We start from the raw sequence: 18,102 nt of genomic DNA, 5'->3' as shown, positions 1-18,102 counted from the left end.
AGCATTTATGTCTACTTTAAAATTGATGAGCAATGGTGATCTAACAATTGGTGGATTAGGTAGTGCACTGTTAAGCTTAGATTTCTCGACATTTAGTTATTTGCAAAATACAGAATTAGAAGTCTCTTTTTTTAGCAAAAAAAGCATACCTTTAATTTCAGATATTATTATGCGTTTGCGTATTATAGATGCTACCACTGGTGATGAAGTCATTCGTATTCAAGGTATTGTTGACAGCAATCCTGATAACTTGGCTTCAATTGTCGCTGTTGCTGATGCTACCGAAGAATTTGAGCAATTTGAATTAAGCTTTGTAGTTGAAGATACAGCTGATGCAATTTTGCTTTCTGATGCATTTAATGCGGCTAATAGTCTTGGACGTAACAAAGTCAGTATCCCATTGGATGATGAGATGGTGCCTCCATTTGATGCGGATGAACTTGTTAAAACGTTGACGAAATTAGTTGACCCGCCGTCATATCTTGCTTTACCCGTAGCAGATAATTTGCCTTTATATGTGGCATGTCTTCAAGCAGCTGAAAAATTTAATATTCCTTTGGATGTCGAACTTGATCCAACAATTACGGCAGAACAAGTCGCTCAACTATCAGAAAGTCTTGATGCTCAAACCCATCGAGTTCAATTGATCTGGTCGCCAATTTTATGTCGTCCACGTGATGCTGTATCTCTCCGTGGCCGTAAAATTCCGGCAACCTATATTGGGCAATATATTGGCGACAAATTATTGCGCAATGCTCAGACCAATGCGGAAGGATACGCACCAATTCAAAAAGCCGTTGCATGGAAAGATTATCCCTTCAAAAAAAAGGCATTAGAACTACGTCCGGATTTAGATTTGGGAGACGAGCAAACATTGGAAATTTTAGCTAAGGCTAAGGTGAATGTTGTTCGTCCTATCAAATTTAAGCAAGGTGTGCGTTTTGTATTAAGTGATCTTCTCACTCAAAAACAAAGTGAAAATAGTGCATTACGTTTGGTGCCCGCAGCGGAAATTGCAATGCGTACAAGCAATGATTGCGTGGCAATTCTTAAAGAAAATATGTTGAGACCTACAGATGATTTTCTTAAAGATACCAGTGAGGCCATTGAGGAATATTTGGACGGAGCTGTTACAGCCGGTTGGCTGAAACCCGCTGACGATTTAGGTGGCAAACCTTACGCATTCAGATTGACACCAGACAAAGACAAGCCTTTCGAACGCGTACGTTTGTATATGGCCCGTCGTCCAGAAGGTGCAACACGTACCGCAATCTTCGATGAAGATGTTCTAGTTAAATAATAGGTGATAATTATGTTTGGTCAAAATAGTCCATTTAATCCAAAATCTCAGCCGATTGAATTACGTGATTTTGATTCAGCTGCTGGTCAAATTTCATCGAGTGTGAATACTCTTACGAGTTCAATTCGAGAAGAACTTTCTTTTATAGAACAAATCCGAGAAATGGCATTACATATTGTCTCTGATCTTGTTGATGCTGTAATTGATAACACACTTGAAGAAGGTGAGTTACCTACTGATCGTTTGGATGCTTTGATTCTTGATACCATTGATGGTGAAGATGAAGATTCAACGTTTGAAGATGCATTGGTTGCATCCATCGACGATTTATTGTCGTCGTTTGGTGTAGATGATTCTGTGATTACTGAAGTCTTTAATGATAATGTTGAAGCTGCTGATGCGGCGATTGAAGCTGCTGCAAATACAGTGATTGCAAATATGCCAGATGATGGTGATCCAATGGATGAATTTGTTCGTGAATTTATTTATGGTGAACCTGATGAAGAGGAAGGATTTGACTCAGCTGGTGGCAAGAAAAAACTATCTCGTGGTCAAATGACAACTAAATCTGTTGGTGGCCGTAAAGTGCGTTATAAAGCAATTGCCGCGATTCGAAATGGTGTTATGAAAATTGTGAATAAACGATTACCAGGTCAAAAAATTCGACTTTCAGCTGCAAAGAAAGCTGGATTAAAAAAAGCGGGTTTAAAAGCACGTTCGGCAAACTCAATACGTTTACGGATTAAATCCTTGAAGAAAGGTAAGAAAATAGGACTTCACAAGTAACTCTTATTTTCAAATATAAATTTTAATAGCTCATGTTTGAATATTTCATGAGCTATTTTTGTTATATAAAGACGGAAATTGTCATTCCATGAATGAGGAATATACAGAAAGAAATTTATAATGATATAAATAATACTTTAATAATAAATAGGTGAAGGACATGGGAAAATTACAAGATCCACCATGGTTAGCAAGTGCAAAACAATATTTGGGTGTACAAGAAATCGTTGGTACGAATGATGATCCAACAATTTTAGGTTGGTTAAAGGATTTAGATGCATCATGGCAAAATGATGAAGTTCCATGGTGTGGTGTATTCATTGCAAAATGTTTGCAAGAAACTGGCTATGAATATCCTTCTAGTTGGGCATCCGCTTTGGCATATGCAAAATTTGGAGTAAATTTAGGCCAACCAGCAGTTGGATGTATTGCTGTCAAAAAAAGATTAGAACATGGAAAACTCGTAGGTGGTCATGTCACATTTATCGTCGGACGTTCAGAAAGTGGTGAACTAATTGGTTTAGGTGGAAATCAATCCAATAGTGTTTGTTATAAACTATTTAATGAAAATGATTTTATTGCATTTGTATGGCCTAGTATTTATCCGCTTAAGGAGCGTTTTAATTTACCAACATATCAGTGTAAATCAATGTTCGAGCTCTCAAGCGAAGGTGAAGAGGCTTAGTAATAAATGTATTAAAAGCCCTTATTGAAGGGCTTTTAATTGGAACAAGAGATATAAACAAAAATAATAAAGTTCAAAATATTCTTATCAAAAGAATTGAGAACAAACATGCGTCAAGTCAATCCAATACTTTTAAACCAAATGCGGGCTGATTCTTTGGCAATACAGCAAATTGGTTCTCCAATTTTGTCATGCCAAGGGATGTTGGTACCACGTGGAATGGAGGATTACCGCTTTTTAATTAAAAGCTGTCCTCGTCCAATTGTCAGTAATGAAGATCCTGCGGAAGTTCAATATCCCGGTGGTTTCACAGGTATTGTGGCTGGACCACCGAAAACACATTACACAGGTAATCTACAGTTGCTGGTCACTGAGGCTGGTCACGATCAACTTTTTGCGGAATATATTGTTGCAAGTAAAGGCATCATAGATTGCGATTATTATGATGGGCATGTAAAAAGTTTTACTCGTGCTTATGCCCTTGAAAACTGTGCTATTCGATTTGAAATGGCAGAGTTTGATACAGATAGCCGCTCACAAGTAATGACGGTTTCTTGCCCTATAGATTTCAACTACTTTGGTGGATTCGCAAAAATTGGTAGTAACGGCACAGTAATACCTGGACAACGAGAAATCGAAGGTGTTGAAGGATTAATTAGCCGTGTACAGAATGTCGTAAATACTGCTCAAGCGTTAACAAGTGTTGCTGGTGCCGCAGCGGGTCTTACACGTCAAATCGGTTCATTATTCGGGTAATTAGCTATGCAGTTGTTACCTGATGATGGAACACAGAATCCTAAAGTTATTGCGGGTTCAATTGCTGAACTTGCAAAGCTTTATTTCCAAAAACTGCAAATTAAAGGTTATTCACTACTTTTAGAAGATGTGACTGCGGCCCTTGTTGAAGAAACCAAACGTTATGCAGGTAATGCAACCTTAACATGTCAACGTGGTTCAACAAGTATCATCACTATAAGTCCTGATCTTATTTTAGAAGGTTTTGAGTGGGTCATCATTGAGCCATGCTTTAGTACAAATTGTGATGTGATTCAGGCACAACTAGTTGAAGCATCGAGAAGTATGGGCGGTGATGGTTTTGGTATGACTGTAAGTGAAGCTGAGCAAAATCACAAAGACGCTAAGGAGCAAATGCCTAAATTGGCATTTGTTTCTCCTCCGTTTAGTTTTAAAACGATGGGAGAGCGAGATTGAGAATTGTGATTGTTTCTTCGAATAAGCTAATTTCTGCATCTGAACTAATTATTGCAACTTTAAGAACTGATTTGGTGCCAGTACCTGTAAGTATTGAATTTGCAGTCAAGCATACAAAAGAGCTCGAAGATCAACTGCATGATGGGGCTGAAATTATTGTAAATGATTTCCCTTATCCATTTGAGATTGTCTATTCACTACCTGTTAAATCTCAAACGATCAAAGACAATGCAAGAATCGGAGGCATTCCTTGTATTGCTGTATTTAAAGGCTGCAAAAAGATTCTAGAAAATGCTTCAAAGGCTGTAATTCTTGATCAAACATCTTTTAATTCAGCTTATCGCGCCTGTGGAGCTTCAAATATTAGAATTGGGACCGATTTGCCGTTGCCTCAATTCGTTTGCTTAAAGGGTAGTTTAATTTCAAAAAGATTGGCCCTTTACCTACAACAAGAAGCTGCAGTTATCTGTTATAGAGAGAAGCAAATATTAGTAATTAAGTTAGACGCACTATTTAAGCAAAAACCTGTTTTAAAGCTCGACCCAAGTGAAGTGCAATGGCTTAACAGCGAACAGATCGAAAAGCACCAAAAATCTTCTTATGTATCCATTGACCAAGACGGATCAACATTCATTGGTGATGATACAACAACTCAAGGTCAATCAATTATTCAAAAAGCAGGACTAGATGCTAGGCAATTAAAAAATCTTGAAAAAGTTCTAATTCCCCGTGGAATCATACACCGTTCATTAAGTCTTGAGTTAAATGGTGGAGATATCGTGGAAATTGATAAAAAAACCTACGTCATTTTAACTGCGGCGCATCAAGTTGAAACCGGTGCGATTGGTGGAAATGTAGGTTCAATGACAAAATTATGGTTGGCGAGCTTATGAACACAACAATGATATTAGGTACATCATTAGAAGATGAAGAAATCCATGATTCATTAAATAACACTTTATTTTCAGTTTAAGGCCAAATCAACGATCCGATATGTTTTTATTTTCGGTAGAAAGGTAGTAGTTGCACATTCTTCGGGTGCATATATTAGGAAGAGTAATAGTCTTCTGGAACATTTATAATAATCATACATAGGTCTGACTAGACTTATAGGAAAGTTTAGTCAGATTTTTTATAGGTTTTAGTTATGGATATGGGATTTAAGAGAGCAAAAATCCTTAGCTACGATAGTAGTAATCGCACAGCAAAAGTTCATATACCTGGTCTAACTGATGGGTCTGCTGAGGGTTTAACTGCAACTTTTGCATATCCTGTTGGTGATAGTGATAAAGACACCGAACGAGAGATTCTTGATGGAGAAGATGTATATATTTTCTTTGAAAACAATGAACAGTCTAGGCCAGTTATTGCGTTTTACAGTAGCCATGGAAAAGACGTTGTAGTTGATACAAGGCGTATTAGGCAAGAAAATATTGAACTTTTAGCAAGAACTCAGGTGAATATTGAAGCACCAGAAATACGGATTAAAGGCAAGTTGGTGCTTGAAGGTGATTTTGAGCATTTAGGAAATCAAGAGACCACGGGCACAATTTCAGCAACAGAAGATGTAATTGCTGCTGGTGTTTCTGGTAAATCGCATTCGCATAAAGGGGTGAGAACCGGCACCGATGATAGTGGTCCACCAATTGCAACTGGAACTTAAGTCTTTTAGAGACTGAGAATCAAGCCAAAATTGCCATAATTCTTATGGTTTGGCGTAATTATGGCTGCTTCTGACATCCTATCACTCTTGCTGGGACCAAGTGCGAATAGCACTGTCCCACAACAAGTCATTGATGCAAACCAAGAAGCTATGGCACATATGTATGATGCTGTAGCTCCATTCTCACTTGGTACAAGTACAACAAAAGAAAATAGAAAACGGACTAGAAAAGAAATCCTTACTAAGTGGGAGCAAATGTTAAAGTTTGCGCCTATTGCAGAGGGTATAGGTATTCATGTAATGGCTGCATTAGGTGGAGACACACATAGCGGCCAGCAAATATTTATCACACCGACTGAACGATTACGCGGTGAAGTAGGCGTCACTGAAAAAGAGCAATTAAAAAAACTTGAGGCTCGAATTAAGCCAATTGAGACCATCATCAATAAGTACATTACTAAGCTTTGCTCAGAAGGTATATCTTTTGGTGACTCATACGCGCGTGTTTACGGTAAGAAAGGCAAAGGGGTTACTGATCTTTTAAGTAATGAATATACCTACGCCCCGAATATACAAGCATATGAGCAAGGCAGTAAAACAGTTGCATATTTTGCGCTGAATCCAAAGAATTGGTCGAAAGTAATCACTAAACTGAATGCGAGACAAATGGTTCGCATGAAGTTACCAAGAATCTTGAACATTCCACAATATGATCCTGTTGAAGCTGGCTTAATTTCACAGATGCTTGAAGGAGATGATCCAGCAGAATTACCAATATTACCTGCTCAAGTAGGTGGTTCATTCTTATATGCAATCGAAAAAACTTATGATGATGTAATCCTTGCCTTAACAACCATGAATAGCCAGCAAGTTGCTGATGCTGTAAATCAAATGTTCTTAACGCTTAACATGGCTGGAATGCCACCAGCGCAGCGTGAAGCATATATCCGTGGTCTAGAGGGAATGCTAAAAGATCATGAGAAGTTTGTTAAAGGTGCTTTGGAGGGGGGGGAAAGCATTTGGAATACAAAATACCATGTATTGCCTACTTGGGATGAGAAACAGATTTTAAATCCTGTTGGTGATATCAAGGGCCAGCGTACAGCACCAGTAAACATTGAAACATTTATGATCAATGTGCGCCTCCTAATGGGCGGTATAGGTCTTGATCCATCTATGGTCGGTTGGGCTGATATGTTGTCTGGTGGTATTGGTGATGGAGCTGCATTTCATACATCTAGTCAGATTATGCGTCGATCAATGTATATTCGACAATCAGCAGTCCAATTGACTAACGATGTCATGCATATTGATTGGGGATATTGTTATAACGAACAGTTTGAAGCAGGTGAGTTGGACTTCCCGTGGCGCATAGAGTTTTCAAGTACTCAATCAGCAGCAGTAACAGAAGAAAACACTAACAAGCAAATGCAAATGAACACTTCTTTACTCAAAATTCAGGTAATCAATTCACTTAAGGAGTCAGATTTAAGTGAGGCTACAATGCAATACATTTTAGAGAAAGATGCGGGTTTTAATTATGATGATGCATGTCGTGTAGCAGCTGATATAGCAAAGTCACGACCTGAAATTGGGGGAGAGGATTAAATGGCATTAAATTTAGATATTGCAAAAGGAGATGTTCCTTTAGGTATGTGGTCTGGAATGCCAATAACTGATGCGAAAAAGCATTATAGTCAAATTTATGCACTTGGAAGTATTTCATGCATTCATTTTGGCATTGAGCTTGAACCTTATGATTTCGATGGGAAAATAGCAAATAGTGATATTCCATTGTTTAATGTGACAAATAAGCTTCCATGGCTATGCCAAAGTGTTGATTTGTCATTACTGGATGTTCAAACTGATAGTGTTATTGTTGGTGCTTTTCAAATAAATCACATCACGGGTAATGGATCAGGGGAAATATCGATACCTTTTATTGAAACTAAAAATGCTTCAATTTTGAATAGTGCGCTTGCGATAAAAGAGATTATGTTCCCAAATGGTGAAATGGGGGGGACGCAAGCTTTACCTATAGATTATCTTATGAAGATGACAATTTATATTTATGATAGGCATAGTTACTCAACACGAGTATTTGAAGTCCAGCATTTAGTCGCTTTGCAAACAGGAAGCATTCCTTTGGATGCCACAAACAAAAATGGAATAGGTATCGTAACCTTAAATTTTATTAAGATGTTCCCAATGTTGAAATGATTGGAACACTTGAGTTTTTAACAAATTTTATAATGCAAAAATTGCCTTAATCACAAAAATATTGAGGCATTTTTCAATGCGTAATATCGACATTTTCGAACAGCTTTATGCTCCACATACTAGTCGTAAAATTGATGGGTTTGATTCGGCGGTCAATAGCGGCTCTTGTTCAATTGGCCTCATTAAAGGGCAGTATCGTCAACTGAATGCAATTGTTACAGATTGCGCCACTGAAGATGATAATTGGCGAATTGTAAATCTCAAGGGCACCTATAAGAAATTCAATTTAAATGGGCCAATTAGTTTAATTCCAGCTTTCGATTCAATTGCGGTTTTAGGGGCTGTCAGTGATGATCATGCCAGCGCATTGGCGATGATGCAGTATGGTCGCATGTTTGATGCGATTGAAGAAGATGTAATAGAGACTAATGCACAAGGTTTAGTTCGCCATTTATCAACATCACATTTCCATAAAAACAACCAATTAATTCAACGATCTCAACTTACCAACTTACAGGATATTCCTTGTGCATTAGTACCAGGATGGGATGGCATTGAGCTCATAACGCATGAAGGCCGTACTTCTCATCTATTATTAGATATGCAATTGCATGATGATCATGATCGACTTTTATCTGCATTTGATGGCTTATCTAATTTGCTTGAGTCAATCGGGGCAGAGTATGCAGATTTTGATTCTATTATCGTTGAGTATCAGTATCTAGATAAATTGATGAACATGTTGCATAAGGCAATGCAAACAGCATCAAAAGGTGGCGTAAAAGTACTTAATGTCGATCAAAGTGAAAAACCCTTTCGTCACAAAAAAGTGCTTAATGTCGCAGTCTCATATGATTTCGAAGATGGTCAGACTATCACGATTTTATTTCATAACCCTGATCGCGATGCAAAACGTATTTCAGCACAAGATACTTTGTTATCTTGGAAAATCATGATGAATAATCGAGATGTCACTGGTGTTATTCAACCTAATCAAGGCGAAGGTATTGCTTTACCCGTCTTAGCTGGTCGTATTGTTAAATTAATCAACCAAAACAGTGCTCGTTTTAAACGTACTCAGGCTAAAAAGGCTGAAAATGCAAAGACTTTGGCTGAGACTGATCAACGAATTGTAGAAAAACAAAATCAAAAATCTGCTTTAGCAACTGAAATTGCCAACTTATTGGAGCAAATTGGATTGCTGAAGGCTAATGATCAGCAACCTATCCCTGATGAAGGAACAGTGAACAAAGATCCATCTACACAGGACTTAAACACCAAAGCAGTTACAAAAACTGAAGCTAAAGGTGTCTATGATGCATTGAGTACTCGCCATCGTTGGTTAACAGGAGGTACCATGGAAGAATTTTTCAATCAAAACTATCCTGAAGGTATGCTTGAGGCATTAACAGATGCCAAAGCCTTAATTGAACGTCCATTCGGGAAAGTGGCAACTGCAAATGGCCTAAAAGAATCAATGGAGCGAATGATTCAAACTGTAGAGACAACCATTTCACGTTGGAAAGATGGACCTAAAGATGGTGCTGTAAAGGCCAAATCTTTTCCTCCAATTGAAGATTTAGGTGATGGCTATTTCAAAGCATATAAAAATGATAAAAAATTAGATGATTGGACAGCTCACATTAATTCTTATGGCGAATGGCAGGTTTCAGCAAATAACGCCTCATCTCGAGCTTGGAGTAATGGTTTTGGGGCACCACGGTTCTTTAAGACTCTGGATGAAATGATTGCAAAGTACCCAGCCTTTGGAGCATTACCAGCATTGTTAAAAGAAAAAGAAATCGAGCCAGAAAATGGTGCAAATAATGATGATGCCGACTATTTGAGTAAAATCATTAAAGGTGAAGTGGACTTTTCTAATGCATCGGAAGTTGAGGCCCATCTGGAAGAAATCGGGAACCGGTTAGCTCCAGAGATTAATGATTTATTTGAGCAAGCTGTAAGTGCCTACTCTGTATATCAAGTTAATCAAGCAGCAACTGTAAACTAAGGAATTACTTAAAATGAATGCATTAGAAAAATTGAAGCTCACAAAAGAGTTACGTGGCCTGATTGAGTCAATTCCTGAAAAAAAGGGAATGGATAAACTTCAAAGCACCAAGCGATTACGTGAACTGATTGAGTTGCTTGGTGGAAAATCTAATGAGGCTGTGAATAGGCTATTTCAGTCTATCATTGACGGTGATGTCAAAGTTTCTGTTGAGCTACTACAAAATGTTCGTAGTGAAGCCGAGAAAAACTTAGATGATCCACTGTTACTTGAGGCAGTAAATGTCTTGATATCACAAGTAAATGAGTTGGTTGGAACTGAGCAAGCCTAGACATGCAGTAAGCTTTCAAAATAGTCCTTAAATGGGCTATTTTTTTTGAGTTTTATCAATGAACAAGATCGATAATATTTCTAACGATTCTGATGCAATAACCGCAATTGATGCAATGATTACAAAACTGGGCAAACAAGTTATTACTGAGTGGAATGGTGAAAAGGCAAGTAAAACGTACCACGAATATCTATCAAATTTAGATCAATATGATGGAAAACTTATAACTGCATCTAAAGCATACTTTAATGATCATCTAAATGGGAAAGTCGTTAATACCAAAATAGGCTTGGTTCGAATCAATTCAAGGTCCAGAGGGAAAGTCCATGACCGTATGCGGGATGTGAAATATCTTGCTATTCCATATATTCCTGACGTTTTAATGACGGGTGATGTTGGTGATTTAGTACCTTTAAACAAGGAACGTGAAGATAGCGCCGTTGGTTATTATCATTTTACAAAGGGTATAAATCTAAAAGATTTCACATTAAACATAACGTTGAAAGTCGCTTTAGATGCTGATGGTAATTTATTGTATTTTTTAGGAGCCGCAAAAGAAAAAGCCAACTTACGGTCTATCTCTCATGCTCAAGGCACCACAGACTCTAAAGCTGGCTTTGATTCTATTGAATCACATGAAGATGATGAAATCAATATAATAGTACAAGTTTTAGACAAAGACGGTAATGTACTGGCAGAGGATGATGCTGAAAAATTAATATGGGGAGATAGTCCAAAAGCTACATCTTCAATTTTTAAAGGCAGAACAAACAACGTCAAAACAGCTAAAGGCACTAAGGTATCAACAGTATTTGCAGTATTGGAAGTTGATAAGGTTATTGCCTCACATACTGCAACTGGCAGTGAAAATCCGAATTACCCGCAAGAGCTTCAACCACGTGACCGAAGCCGTGAGTCATCACAGGCTTGGGTACAAAAAACCTCAAACACACTTGATCCTGAAAGCTTGGGGCGTTCAGGGCGTGCAGACACTGGCGCACCAATTATTGGGGATGATCTGGTTGTTGAGTCAGGCAATGGCCGCACCATGGCAATACAGCTTGCTTATGAGCGAGGAAATGCCGATGAATATAAGCAGTGGTTGAAAGATGAGGCTGATTACTTTGGATTTACTACCGAGCAATTGGAGAGCTTTAAGCAGCCTATTTTGGTTCGTATAAGAACGTCTGAAGTAGATCGTTCGAAATTCACGGTAGAGGCCAATCAAGATGACAAATTATCATTTAGTGCAACCGAACGAGCAAAATCTGATGCTAAAAGATTAGATATAAATCTATTATCACTTTTTATACCAGGTGAAGATGGTGATCTCTTAACAGTTAGCAATCAAAAGTTTGTTCAAGGATTTTTAAAATCTATTGGTGAAACAGAAGCTGCTCAATATATTGCCACTGATGGAAAGCCAACACAGGCATTAGTAACGCGGATAAAAGCTGCGATTTTCAGCAAAGCATATAATGATGATCGATTACTTGAAATGATGGCTGATCAATCTAAGCCAGACCTTCAAAATATGCTTAATGCATTGAGTGTTGCAGCACCAAAATTTATTGAAGCTCAAGCGGCAAGCCGTGGAAATATACAAGAAGTCTCTAATGCAATTGTGGATGGTTTAGAGCAATCACTAGATAAGCGTGTAGCAAATGCGATTATTGATGCAGCAAATACAATCATGGCAGCAAAGCACAATGACCAAGATATTGTTGAATATGTAAAACAACAGGGTTTGTTCAATGATTTAGGTGAGGGAGTCGCAGAACTAGCAGTCTTTTTAGCTAAAAATAGTCGAAGTGCTAAAAAAATGAGTTTGTTATTTAAAGCTATGGCTGAATTTGCTGAAAAACAGGCGATTGATGATCAAAATATGGGGCTGTTTGGGGAACCTGAACCTGTAAGCATTAAAGATGCTATTAATTATGCCGTGACAGTGATAGGCGATAATTATGGAGATAATGCAAATTTGAGCATGTTTGATCATGCCACTGGGTTTGATGGGATTGCGGAAGGCACGTTATCCTTTACAGTTTCACCTAAATCACCTAAATCACCTAAATCACCTAAATCACCTAAATCACCTAAATCACCTAAATCACCAAGTCTAGAGGATGATATAGGACAAGCCTTGTATCAGGTTGTACGTGCTGATGGTGTTCTGTTATGTGAAGTAGTTCATCTACGAGATGCAAATATTATTTGCAAGCTACTCAATAAGAATCAGGGCGTAAATGTTATTGATGATGAGCAAATTGATCCTAAATTTATAAGTGCATATGACAATGCCGTAGAAAATGACTCAAATCTTAAAACTAAATTTACATCTTTCGACCAAAAAGCACATGAGGCTGCTACTTCGCCCTTGAATGGTTTGGATTCTCCCTCTGATGCACAAAAGCTTTCTGGTGAATATCAAAAAGGCCACTTTTCAATTGGAAATTTAAAAATTGCAATTGAAAATCCAGCAGGTTCGATTCGTTCTGGGATTGACCCACAAGGTAATAATTGGGAGATCAGACTTAACCATCATTACGGATACATTGAAAATACAACTGGTGCAGATGGTGATGAGATTGATGTATTTGTTAAGAATCATCTAAACGATGCACCAGAGTTCGCTTATATCATTAGTCAATTAAACTTAGATGGCTCTTTTGATGAGCAGAAAGTGATTATAGGGGCAGAAACCGAAAAAGAAGCCAAAGAAATCTATATGTCCAATTATTCAGAGGGCTGGCAGGGATTTGGCGGTATAAAAAAGATTTCAATAGTTGATCTACTTAAGAAGATACAACATACATGGTCTGAGTTCGATTCTTGGGCAATGGATGGTAATTATGAACATATCCCCGCAGATAAAATTAATACGGAAAATGCCCCAAAAATTCATGAAAGCAAAATTAGTAAAGAGGACCCAATTGTAGTGATTGAAAAACATGGGAAATACTTTTTAATTGCTGGTACCGAGCGTCTAGCCTTGGCAAACAAAAGAAGAGAAGAATTCATTCCAGCTATCATTTTCGATGACAAAGATGTGAAATCTTCTATCATTCAAAAAGCTATAAAAAAAGCGGGCTCAATAGTGGACCCTGTAGCATTGGCAGCACTTATTGTTGATGAGTTAGATAAAAGTTTAATTAAAGATTTTGATAGTATTTCTTTTCCTCATTTAGATATTCTCTATTGACCTAAATGAATGGAACCCTTTAAAAATCATATACATTTCATCCCTTAACATGGCTGTATTAAAAATCCCATGTTGAGGGTTGTATGTCCATCTTTGAAAATAACTTTTCTCTAAAACCAGACAATGTTCTTAGCTCTCTCGATAAACTAATCGATGCCTTAAAAAACATAAATGAGATCACACTATTTTTCAAAAAAGTTTTATCTGGTGATATTAAGATTGATCGTTTCGAAATTAGAAAAATTATCTCGTATGCCGAACTTGATCCAGAAAATGAACTACTAGAACAAGTTGCTGAATTTCTACTAAATGATTCGATTCAAAAACTTGACTCAAATTTGCGCGAATTTATTGTTAAAGATAATCCAACATCTTTGCTTGAAAAAATTAAAAAGGCACAAGTTTATTATCTTTGTGAAGAAGAATTAATTGAATATGTAACCAAAAAGGGCAAACCATTACTTGTAATCGCTCTTAAAAACGTACCAATTAAAACAGCTAAAGAACATGATCCTTATGCATTTATTTTTGACGGGCATGTTGTAGTACGTGCAAGACACTTACCTGAATTACCCAACTCATTATTAACCAACCCACAAATATTAGTTAAAGAGGTTTTGTCTAATGTTACAGATACCGTTTCAGATTTGGCACAACTTAGTGAATTACGTCGCGGATCCGGAAGATCAACAATTTCTAAGACTCAATCAAGTGGAAATGGAGCAGAAATTGGAGAAACAGGCTCAAGTACTATTGAACGAGGGGTACTCCGAAACAGTGATATTGGGCTATCAGAAATTAATGATGCAAGTCTACTTAGCGCAGGAAATAGAGGAAATGAATCTGGAATCGGGAGAGGCTCAACCAGTTCTACAGGGGATGACGGCCGCGGAAGCAGTACAGATATTATCAAAGGATCATCTGCTAGAACTAAACGAGATAGATCAATTGTTCATTCTGCTAAGGCAATTAGAGTTGAATTAGATTCCAAGGCACAATTACAAGCTGCTGCTGAAGGAACGCCAACTGAGTGGGGTGATCCACAAAACATTGGTGAGGCTTTACCTTATCTACTTCCAGAACAATGTGATGATATTGTCAAAGCAGAAAAGCGTTTAATCCAAGATAATGCCAATGGTATGTTATTTACGAATGGCACGGGTACTGGTAAAACATTTACGGGTCTTGGAGTAGTTAAACGCTATTTGAATGCTGGATTGAAGAATATTCTAGTTATTACCTTAAGCGATAAAATTGCGCGTGATTTTATTAAATCGGGCGGTCCTCTTAATATCAAAATACACCAATTAGCAAGTACCCAAGATAATGGCGGTGATTCAAGTGTTGTAGTCACGACCTATGCAAATTTTGGGCAAAATAAGTCATTAGGGAAAAAAGATTGGGATCTCATTATAGTTGATGAGGCTCATACTTTGATGCAGAGTGCAGATGGCGAAACTACTTCAGCTTTAGATAATTTGCGTGCATTGTCTGGACATCATGCTGGTTTTCATACTTGGGCCAAAATGCGTTTTGCAGAACAAGATCCTTATGAGCTTCCAAAAGAACAGCGTACTGACGAAATGGTTAGAAATTGGAATGCTTTCATACATGATTGTAAAGTGGAATGGGAAAACAATTGGACCAACCAAACAGGAAAGCGTGCCAAAGTTGTCTTTTTATCAGCAACTCCATTTGCATACATTAAAACGATAGATTGGGCAGAAGGCTATCTTTTTAACTTTAAACCACCACAATCACAGTTCAATAATGATTCCTATGGAGGCTATAACTCGGGCGGTTCACGCGAAAAATTCTATATGGCTAACTTTGGATATAGAATGCGTTATAACAAGCTTACCCGTCCTGTTGGTGGAGTTGATGAGGGCGTATTCGAGCGACAATTTGCTGAAAGTCTAAAATCTTCTGGTGCTATGGCTGGGCGTGAGCTGCAGCTCAAATTTGACTATGATCGAAAATTTGTTTTGATCAAGTCGAATGTTGGTCAGAAAATTGATGAAGGTTTAGATTATCTATGGGATACCAAAGATGATAAAGGGAATAGCAAATATTCCGATCTCAGCAGCTTGGTTAATAATCGGTTTGATTATCTTTCACGACGCCGTTTACTTGAAGCGATCAAAGCAGAAGAAGGCTTACCATACTTTAAAAAGAACCTTGCGTTAGGTCGAAAAGTAATTATTTTCCATGATTATAATGATGGCGGTGGTTTCAAACCATTTGCTTTTTCAGATGATCAATTTAGATCAAAAAAAGATGGTGAGTACAATGCTGCGGCAGCTGCTCAATATCAAATGTTAGTACAAGAACGGCCTGATCTAATTCGGTTGAACTGTAATTATAATTCCCCGTTGGTTACTTTACGACGTGCATTCCCCAATGCGTTACTATTCAATGGGCGTATATCAAAAAAAGATCGTCAAAAGAATGTAGATATGTTTAACCAGGATAACAGTGGTTATGACATGTTAATTGTGCAATCGGATGCAGGTTCAACAGGTATTTCATTACACGATACTACTGGTACGCATCAACGAGTAAATATCAATATCGGGCAACCAATTAAACCAGCGAAGCTTCGTCAAACGGAAGGGCGTATTTATCGAGTTGGGCAAGCATCCAATGCAATTCAACGTTATTTCACAACGGGTACCAATTGGGAGCGGATGGCATTCGCTGAAACTATTGCGGGCCGTGCGGAAACAGTTGATAACCTGGCGAAGGGTGAAGATGCATTAGTCAGTATCAAACAAGCATTAATCCAAGCCTATGAGGAAGCAGACTATCAGGAACCATCATTAATGGATGGTATTGGTGGCAAGGCTTATGATGAAGAAAATGCTCGTATTGCTCGATTATCACCTTTTGATAAGGCAATGACATATTACCATGCGAAAGGCAAACGCACTGAAAGCCGCCAAAACCGCGAAGGCAAGGAGTGGTATGCAACACCTGAACCACTGGGCTATAAAATGCTTGAATGGGCTGGTGTTCACAAGGGCGATGATGTACTTGAACCAAGTGCTGGTGATGGGGCAATAGGTCGATTTGCGCCAAATGATGTCAACTTAACAATGATTGAACCTACTGAATCCTTGGCGAGTCGAGCAAAAATGGCAAATACTGGGGCAAATGTTATTGTTGGCGGTTTCGAAGTCCATGGTACAAACAATAAATATCATGCCATTATCATGAATCCACCTTTCGGGAATGCCGGCGCACTTGCTATCCAGCATGTACAAAAAGCATTTCAGCATCTTTATGATGGTGGTCGTATTGTTGCCATCATTCCGCGCGGTGCAATGGATGATAAATTTTCCACATGGTTAGGTAATGAGAAAGAAGCATATTTGTTTGCAGAGGCTTCTTTGCCACCAAGTACCTTTAGAAACGCTGGTACTGGGGTTAATACTCGAATTGTAATGATTGAACGTCATAGTTCCCCAGAAGATGCACCTGCTTATCCTAAGCACTTCAACTTTTCTCATGCTGAAAGTCCCGAGCAACTTTTTGATCTGATCCGTGATGCACAAGTTAGACCGCGAAAATTACGCATTGATGAGCAGCTCGAGCACTATAATTTGTATATGCGAACTGAACGAAGCAATTATGTTTTCAATGGTGATGGCTTAAATGTAGACTACATTAAAAAAATACTGACAAGTTATTGGTTCGCAGAAGTCAATCAATACGGTGAAGTCGTTTTGTCTTATAACAAGTCAGCAGAGATTATTCAAAAGATCAAAGAATATGAGAGCTCTATAGAAACAGTTTGAATGGAACTTGCATAAATTTTAAGAAAGAACTTAGTGAAAAATAGCCTTATCTAGATAGGGCTTTTTTATGGCTGATTTATCACGAGCACAAGCTGCAAACGCAGCCAAAACTACACCAGTAGAGGATTTGAGTGCAGATCCTTTTTACGGTTACGTGTCTAAACATAAATTTGCTGAATTTAATCTTTGCACTATTACCCGTGATGAAAATACTAGTGAACCAGTGGTTGCTATGGATGCAGAACAACCAACAATACGAGCATTTTTAACTGATGGTGATATTAGCTTTGAAAGCCAGTGGCAAACACCATTTGAGAATTCTAATCCAGAATTAAAGATGCCTATGTTAATGGCAGGGCTTCAAACAGGACAGACGGTTGCTTCAATTGGCACTATGAGCGGAGCTGTATTGGGGGAAATGTCAAAAGGCATTAGTTCTGCAATGCAGCCAATTGCTGAATTTGCAAAGCAGGTTGAAGGAAAAACCAATTTAAATAAAGTGAATACGACACAGGTATTTTTATCTACAGCTTCGGTTCATTTAAATCTGAGCATATTTTTTATTGCTATGAAAGATGCCCGCAAAGAAGTTGAAAATAAATTAATGCATCTTCAATCATGGTCCTTACCAGCGCATTTATCACAAGGCACTGTTTTAACTGATTTAGCTAACCAAGGGATTGAAGGGCTTTTCTCAGGAAAAATCCCACCTTTCATATCGCTTACAACTCATGGGAAAACTTATCTACCATTTCTGCTTCAAAGTGTTTCAGCACCTATTGTTGCGCCAATTGATAAAGACGGAAATCGGTTAAGTTTGACCGTGAGCTTAAGTCTTATTAGCCGTACAGCTTGGGATGCCCAAGATGTCCGTAATCTTTATACAGTTAAGTAA

At 38.1% G+C, this 18,102-nt stretch carries 14 protein-coding genes; all 14 read left to right on the top strand.

The genetic code is table 11. From position 1 onward, the window contains the following. Window positions 1-7: 7 nt before the first annotated feature. The 14 genes from A7P55_RS17835 to A7P55_RS17770 all read left to right on the top strand — a co-directional run bounded on the left by A7P55_RS17835 (window position 8) and on the right by A7P55_RS17770 (window position 18,102). On the top strand, window positions 8-1,300 hold the full coding sequence (locus tag A7P55_RS17835) for a hypothetical protein (protein ID WP_171553136.1): 1,293 nt from the start codon (window positions 8-10) through the stop codon (window positions 1,298-1,300). 12 nt (window positions 1,301-1,312) lie between these two features. Further along, complete coding sequence (locus A7P55_RS17830; protein WP_171553135.1) at window positions 1,313-2,086, top strand: hypothetical protein; 774 nt, start codon at window positions 1,313-1,315, stop codon at window positions 2,084-2,086. A 160-nt stretch (window positions 2,087-2,246) separates the two neighbouring features. Next, window positions 2,247-2,771 carry a TIGR02594 family protein gene (locus A7P55_RS17825; protein WP_171553134.1) on the top strand — a complete coding sequence of 175 codons (525 nt, stop codon included), beginning with the start codon at window positions 2,247-2,249 and terminating at the stop codon, window positions 2,769-2,771. A gap of 108 nt (window positions 2,772-2,879) precedes the next feature. Next, on the top strand, window positions 2,880-3,527 hold the full coding sequence (locus A7P55_RS17820; protein ID WP_171553133.1) for a hypothetical protein: 648 nt from the start codon (window positions 2,880-2,882) through the stop codon (window positions 3,525-3,527). Window positions 3,528-3,533: 6 nt separating this feature from the next. Beyond that, a complete protein-coding gene (locus tag A7P55_RS17815) occupies window positions 3,534-3,983 on the top strand; it encodes a hypothetical protein (protein WP_171553132.1) in 450 nt (149 codons plus the stop codon). Beyond that, the gene (locus A7P55_RS17810) at window positions 3,980-4,876 is read left to right on the top strand and encodes a hypothetical protein (RefSeq protein ID WP_171553131.1); all 897 of its coding nucleotides are present in this window, start codon (window positions 3,980-3,982) and stop codon (window positions 4,874-4,876) included. The genes A7P55_RS17815 and A7P55_RS17810 overlap by 4 nt, the downstream gene beginning before the upstream one ends. Window positions 4,877-5,130: 254 nt before the next feature. Then, a complete protein-coding gene (locus A7P55_RS17805; RefSeq protein ID WP_171553130.1) occupies window positions 5,131-5,646 on the top strand; it encodes a hypothetical protein in 516 nt (171 codons plus the stop codon). Window positions 5,647-5,706: 60 nt separating this feature from the next. Beyond that, window positions 5,707-7,254, top strand: a complete 1,548-nt coding sequence (locus tag A7P55_RS17800) for a hypothetical protein (RefSeq protein ID WP_171553129.1) — start codon at window positions 5,707-5,709, stop codon at window positions 7,252-7,254. After that, the gene (locus tag A7P55_RS17795) at window positions 7,255-7,866 is read left to right on the top strand and encodes a hypothetical protein (protein ID WP_171553128.1); all 612 of its coding nucleotides are present in this window, start codon (window positions 7,255-7,257) and stop codon (window positions 7,864-7,866) included. Between the two features lie 76 nt (window positions 7,867-7,942). Then, window positions 7,943-9,877 (top strand): hypothetical protein, encoded by a 1,935-nt coding sequence (locus A7P55_RS17790; protein ID WP_171553127.1) that lies wholly within the window; start codon window positions 7,943-7,945, stop codon window positions 9,875-9,877. Window positions 9,878-9,890: 13 nt separating this feature from the next. Beyond that, window positions 9,891-10,208, top strand: coding sequence for a hypothetical protein (locus A7P55_RS17785; protein ID WP_171553126.1), 318 nt, complete (start codon window positions 9,891-9,893; stop codon window positions 10,206-10,208). Window positions 10,209-10,266: 58 nt separating this feature from the next. After that, on the top strand, window positions 10,267-13,410 hold the full coding sequence (locus A7P55_RS22685; RefSeq protein WP_252727880.1) for a hypothetical protein: 3,144 nt from the start codon (window positions 10,267-10,269) through the stop codon (window positions 13,408-13,410). Between the two features lie 83 nt (window positions 13,411-13,493). After that, window positions 13,494-17,207, top strand: a complete 3,714-nt coding sequence (locus A7P55_RS17775) for a DEAD/DEAH box helicase family protein (protein ID WP_171553125.1) — start codon at window positions 13,494-13,496, stop codon at window positions 17,205-17,207. Window positions 17,208-17,274: 67 nt separating this feature from the next. Further along, window positions 17,275-18,102 (top strand): hypothetical protein, encoded by an 828-nt coding sequence (locus A7P55_RS17770; protein WP_171553124.1) that lies wholly within the window; start codon window positions 17,275-17,277, stop codon window positions 18,100-18,102.

The organism is Acinetobacter sp. Ac_5812 (genome assembly GCF_013072695.1).
Classification (GTDB): domain Bacteria; phylum Pseudomonadota; class Gammaproteobacteria; order Pseudomonadales; family Moraxellaceae; genus Acinetobacter.
The sequence above is the reverse complement of the archived record's forward strand: the minus strand, read 5'-3'. Positions and strand labels throughout refer to the sequence as shown.

Excerpts from the sequence above, each read along its gene's own strand:
- A7P55_RS17835 (WP_171553136.1), top strand. The coding sequence starts at position 8 with ATGTCTACTTTAAAATTGATGAGCAATGGTGATCTAACAATTGGTGGA.
- A7P55_RS17830 (WP_171553135.1), top strand. The coding sequence starts at position 1,313 with ATGTTTGGTCAAAATAGTCCATTTAATCCAAAATCTCAGCCGATTGAA.
- A7P55_RS17825 (WP_171553134.1), top strand. The coding sequence starts at position 2,247 with ATGGGAAAATTACAAGATCCACCATGGTTAGCAAGTGCAAAACAATAT.
- A7P55_RS17820 (WP_171553133.1), top strand. The coding sequence starts at position 2,880 with ATGCGTCAAGTCAATCCAATACTTTTAAACCAAATGCGGGCTGATTCT.
- A7P55_RS17815 (WP_171553132.1), top strand. The coding sequence starts at position 3,534 with ATGCAGTTGTTACCTGATGATGGAACACAGAATCCTAAAGTTATTGCG.
- A7P55_RS17805 (WP_171553130.1), top strand. The coding sequence starts at position 5,131 with ATGGATATGGGATTTAAGAGAGCAAAAATCCTTAGCTACGATAGTAGT.
- A7P55_RS17800 (WP_171553129.1), top strand. The coding sequence starts at position 5,707 with ATGGCTGCTTCTGACATCCTATCACTCTTGCTGGGACCAAGTGCGAAT.
- A7P55_RS17795 (WP_171553128.1), top strand. The coding sequence starts at position 7,255 with ATGGCATTAAATTTAGATATTGCAAAAGGAGATGTTCCTTTAGGTATG.
- A7P55_RS17790 (WP_171553127.1), top strand. The coding sequence starts at position 7,943 with ATGCGTAATATCGACATTTTCGAACAGCTTTATGCTCCACATACTAGT.
- A7P55_RS17785 (WP_171553126.1), top strand. The coding sequence starts at position 9,891 with ATGAATGCATTAGAAAAATTGAAGCTCACAAAAGAGTTACGTGGCCTG.
- A7P55_RS22685 (WP_252727880.1), top strand. The coding sequence starts at position 10,267 with ATGAACAAGATCGATAATATTTCTAACGATTCTGATGCAATAACCGCA.
- A7P55_RS17775 (WP_171553125.1), top strand. The coding sequence starts at position 13,494 with ATGTCCATCTTTGAAAATAACTTTTCTCTAAAACCAGACAATGTTCTT.
- A7P55_RS17770 (WP_171553124.1), top strand. The coding sequence starts at position 17,275 with ATGGCTGATTTATCACGAGCACAAGCTGCAAACGCAGCCAAAACTACA.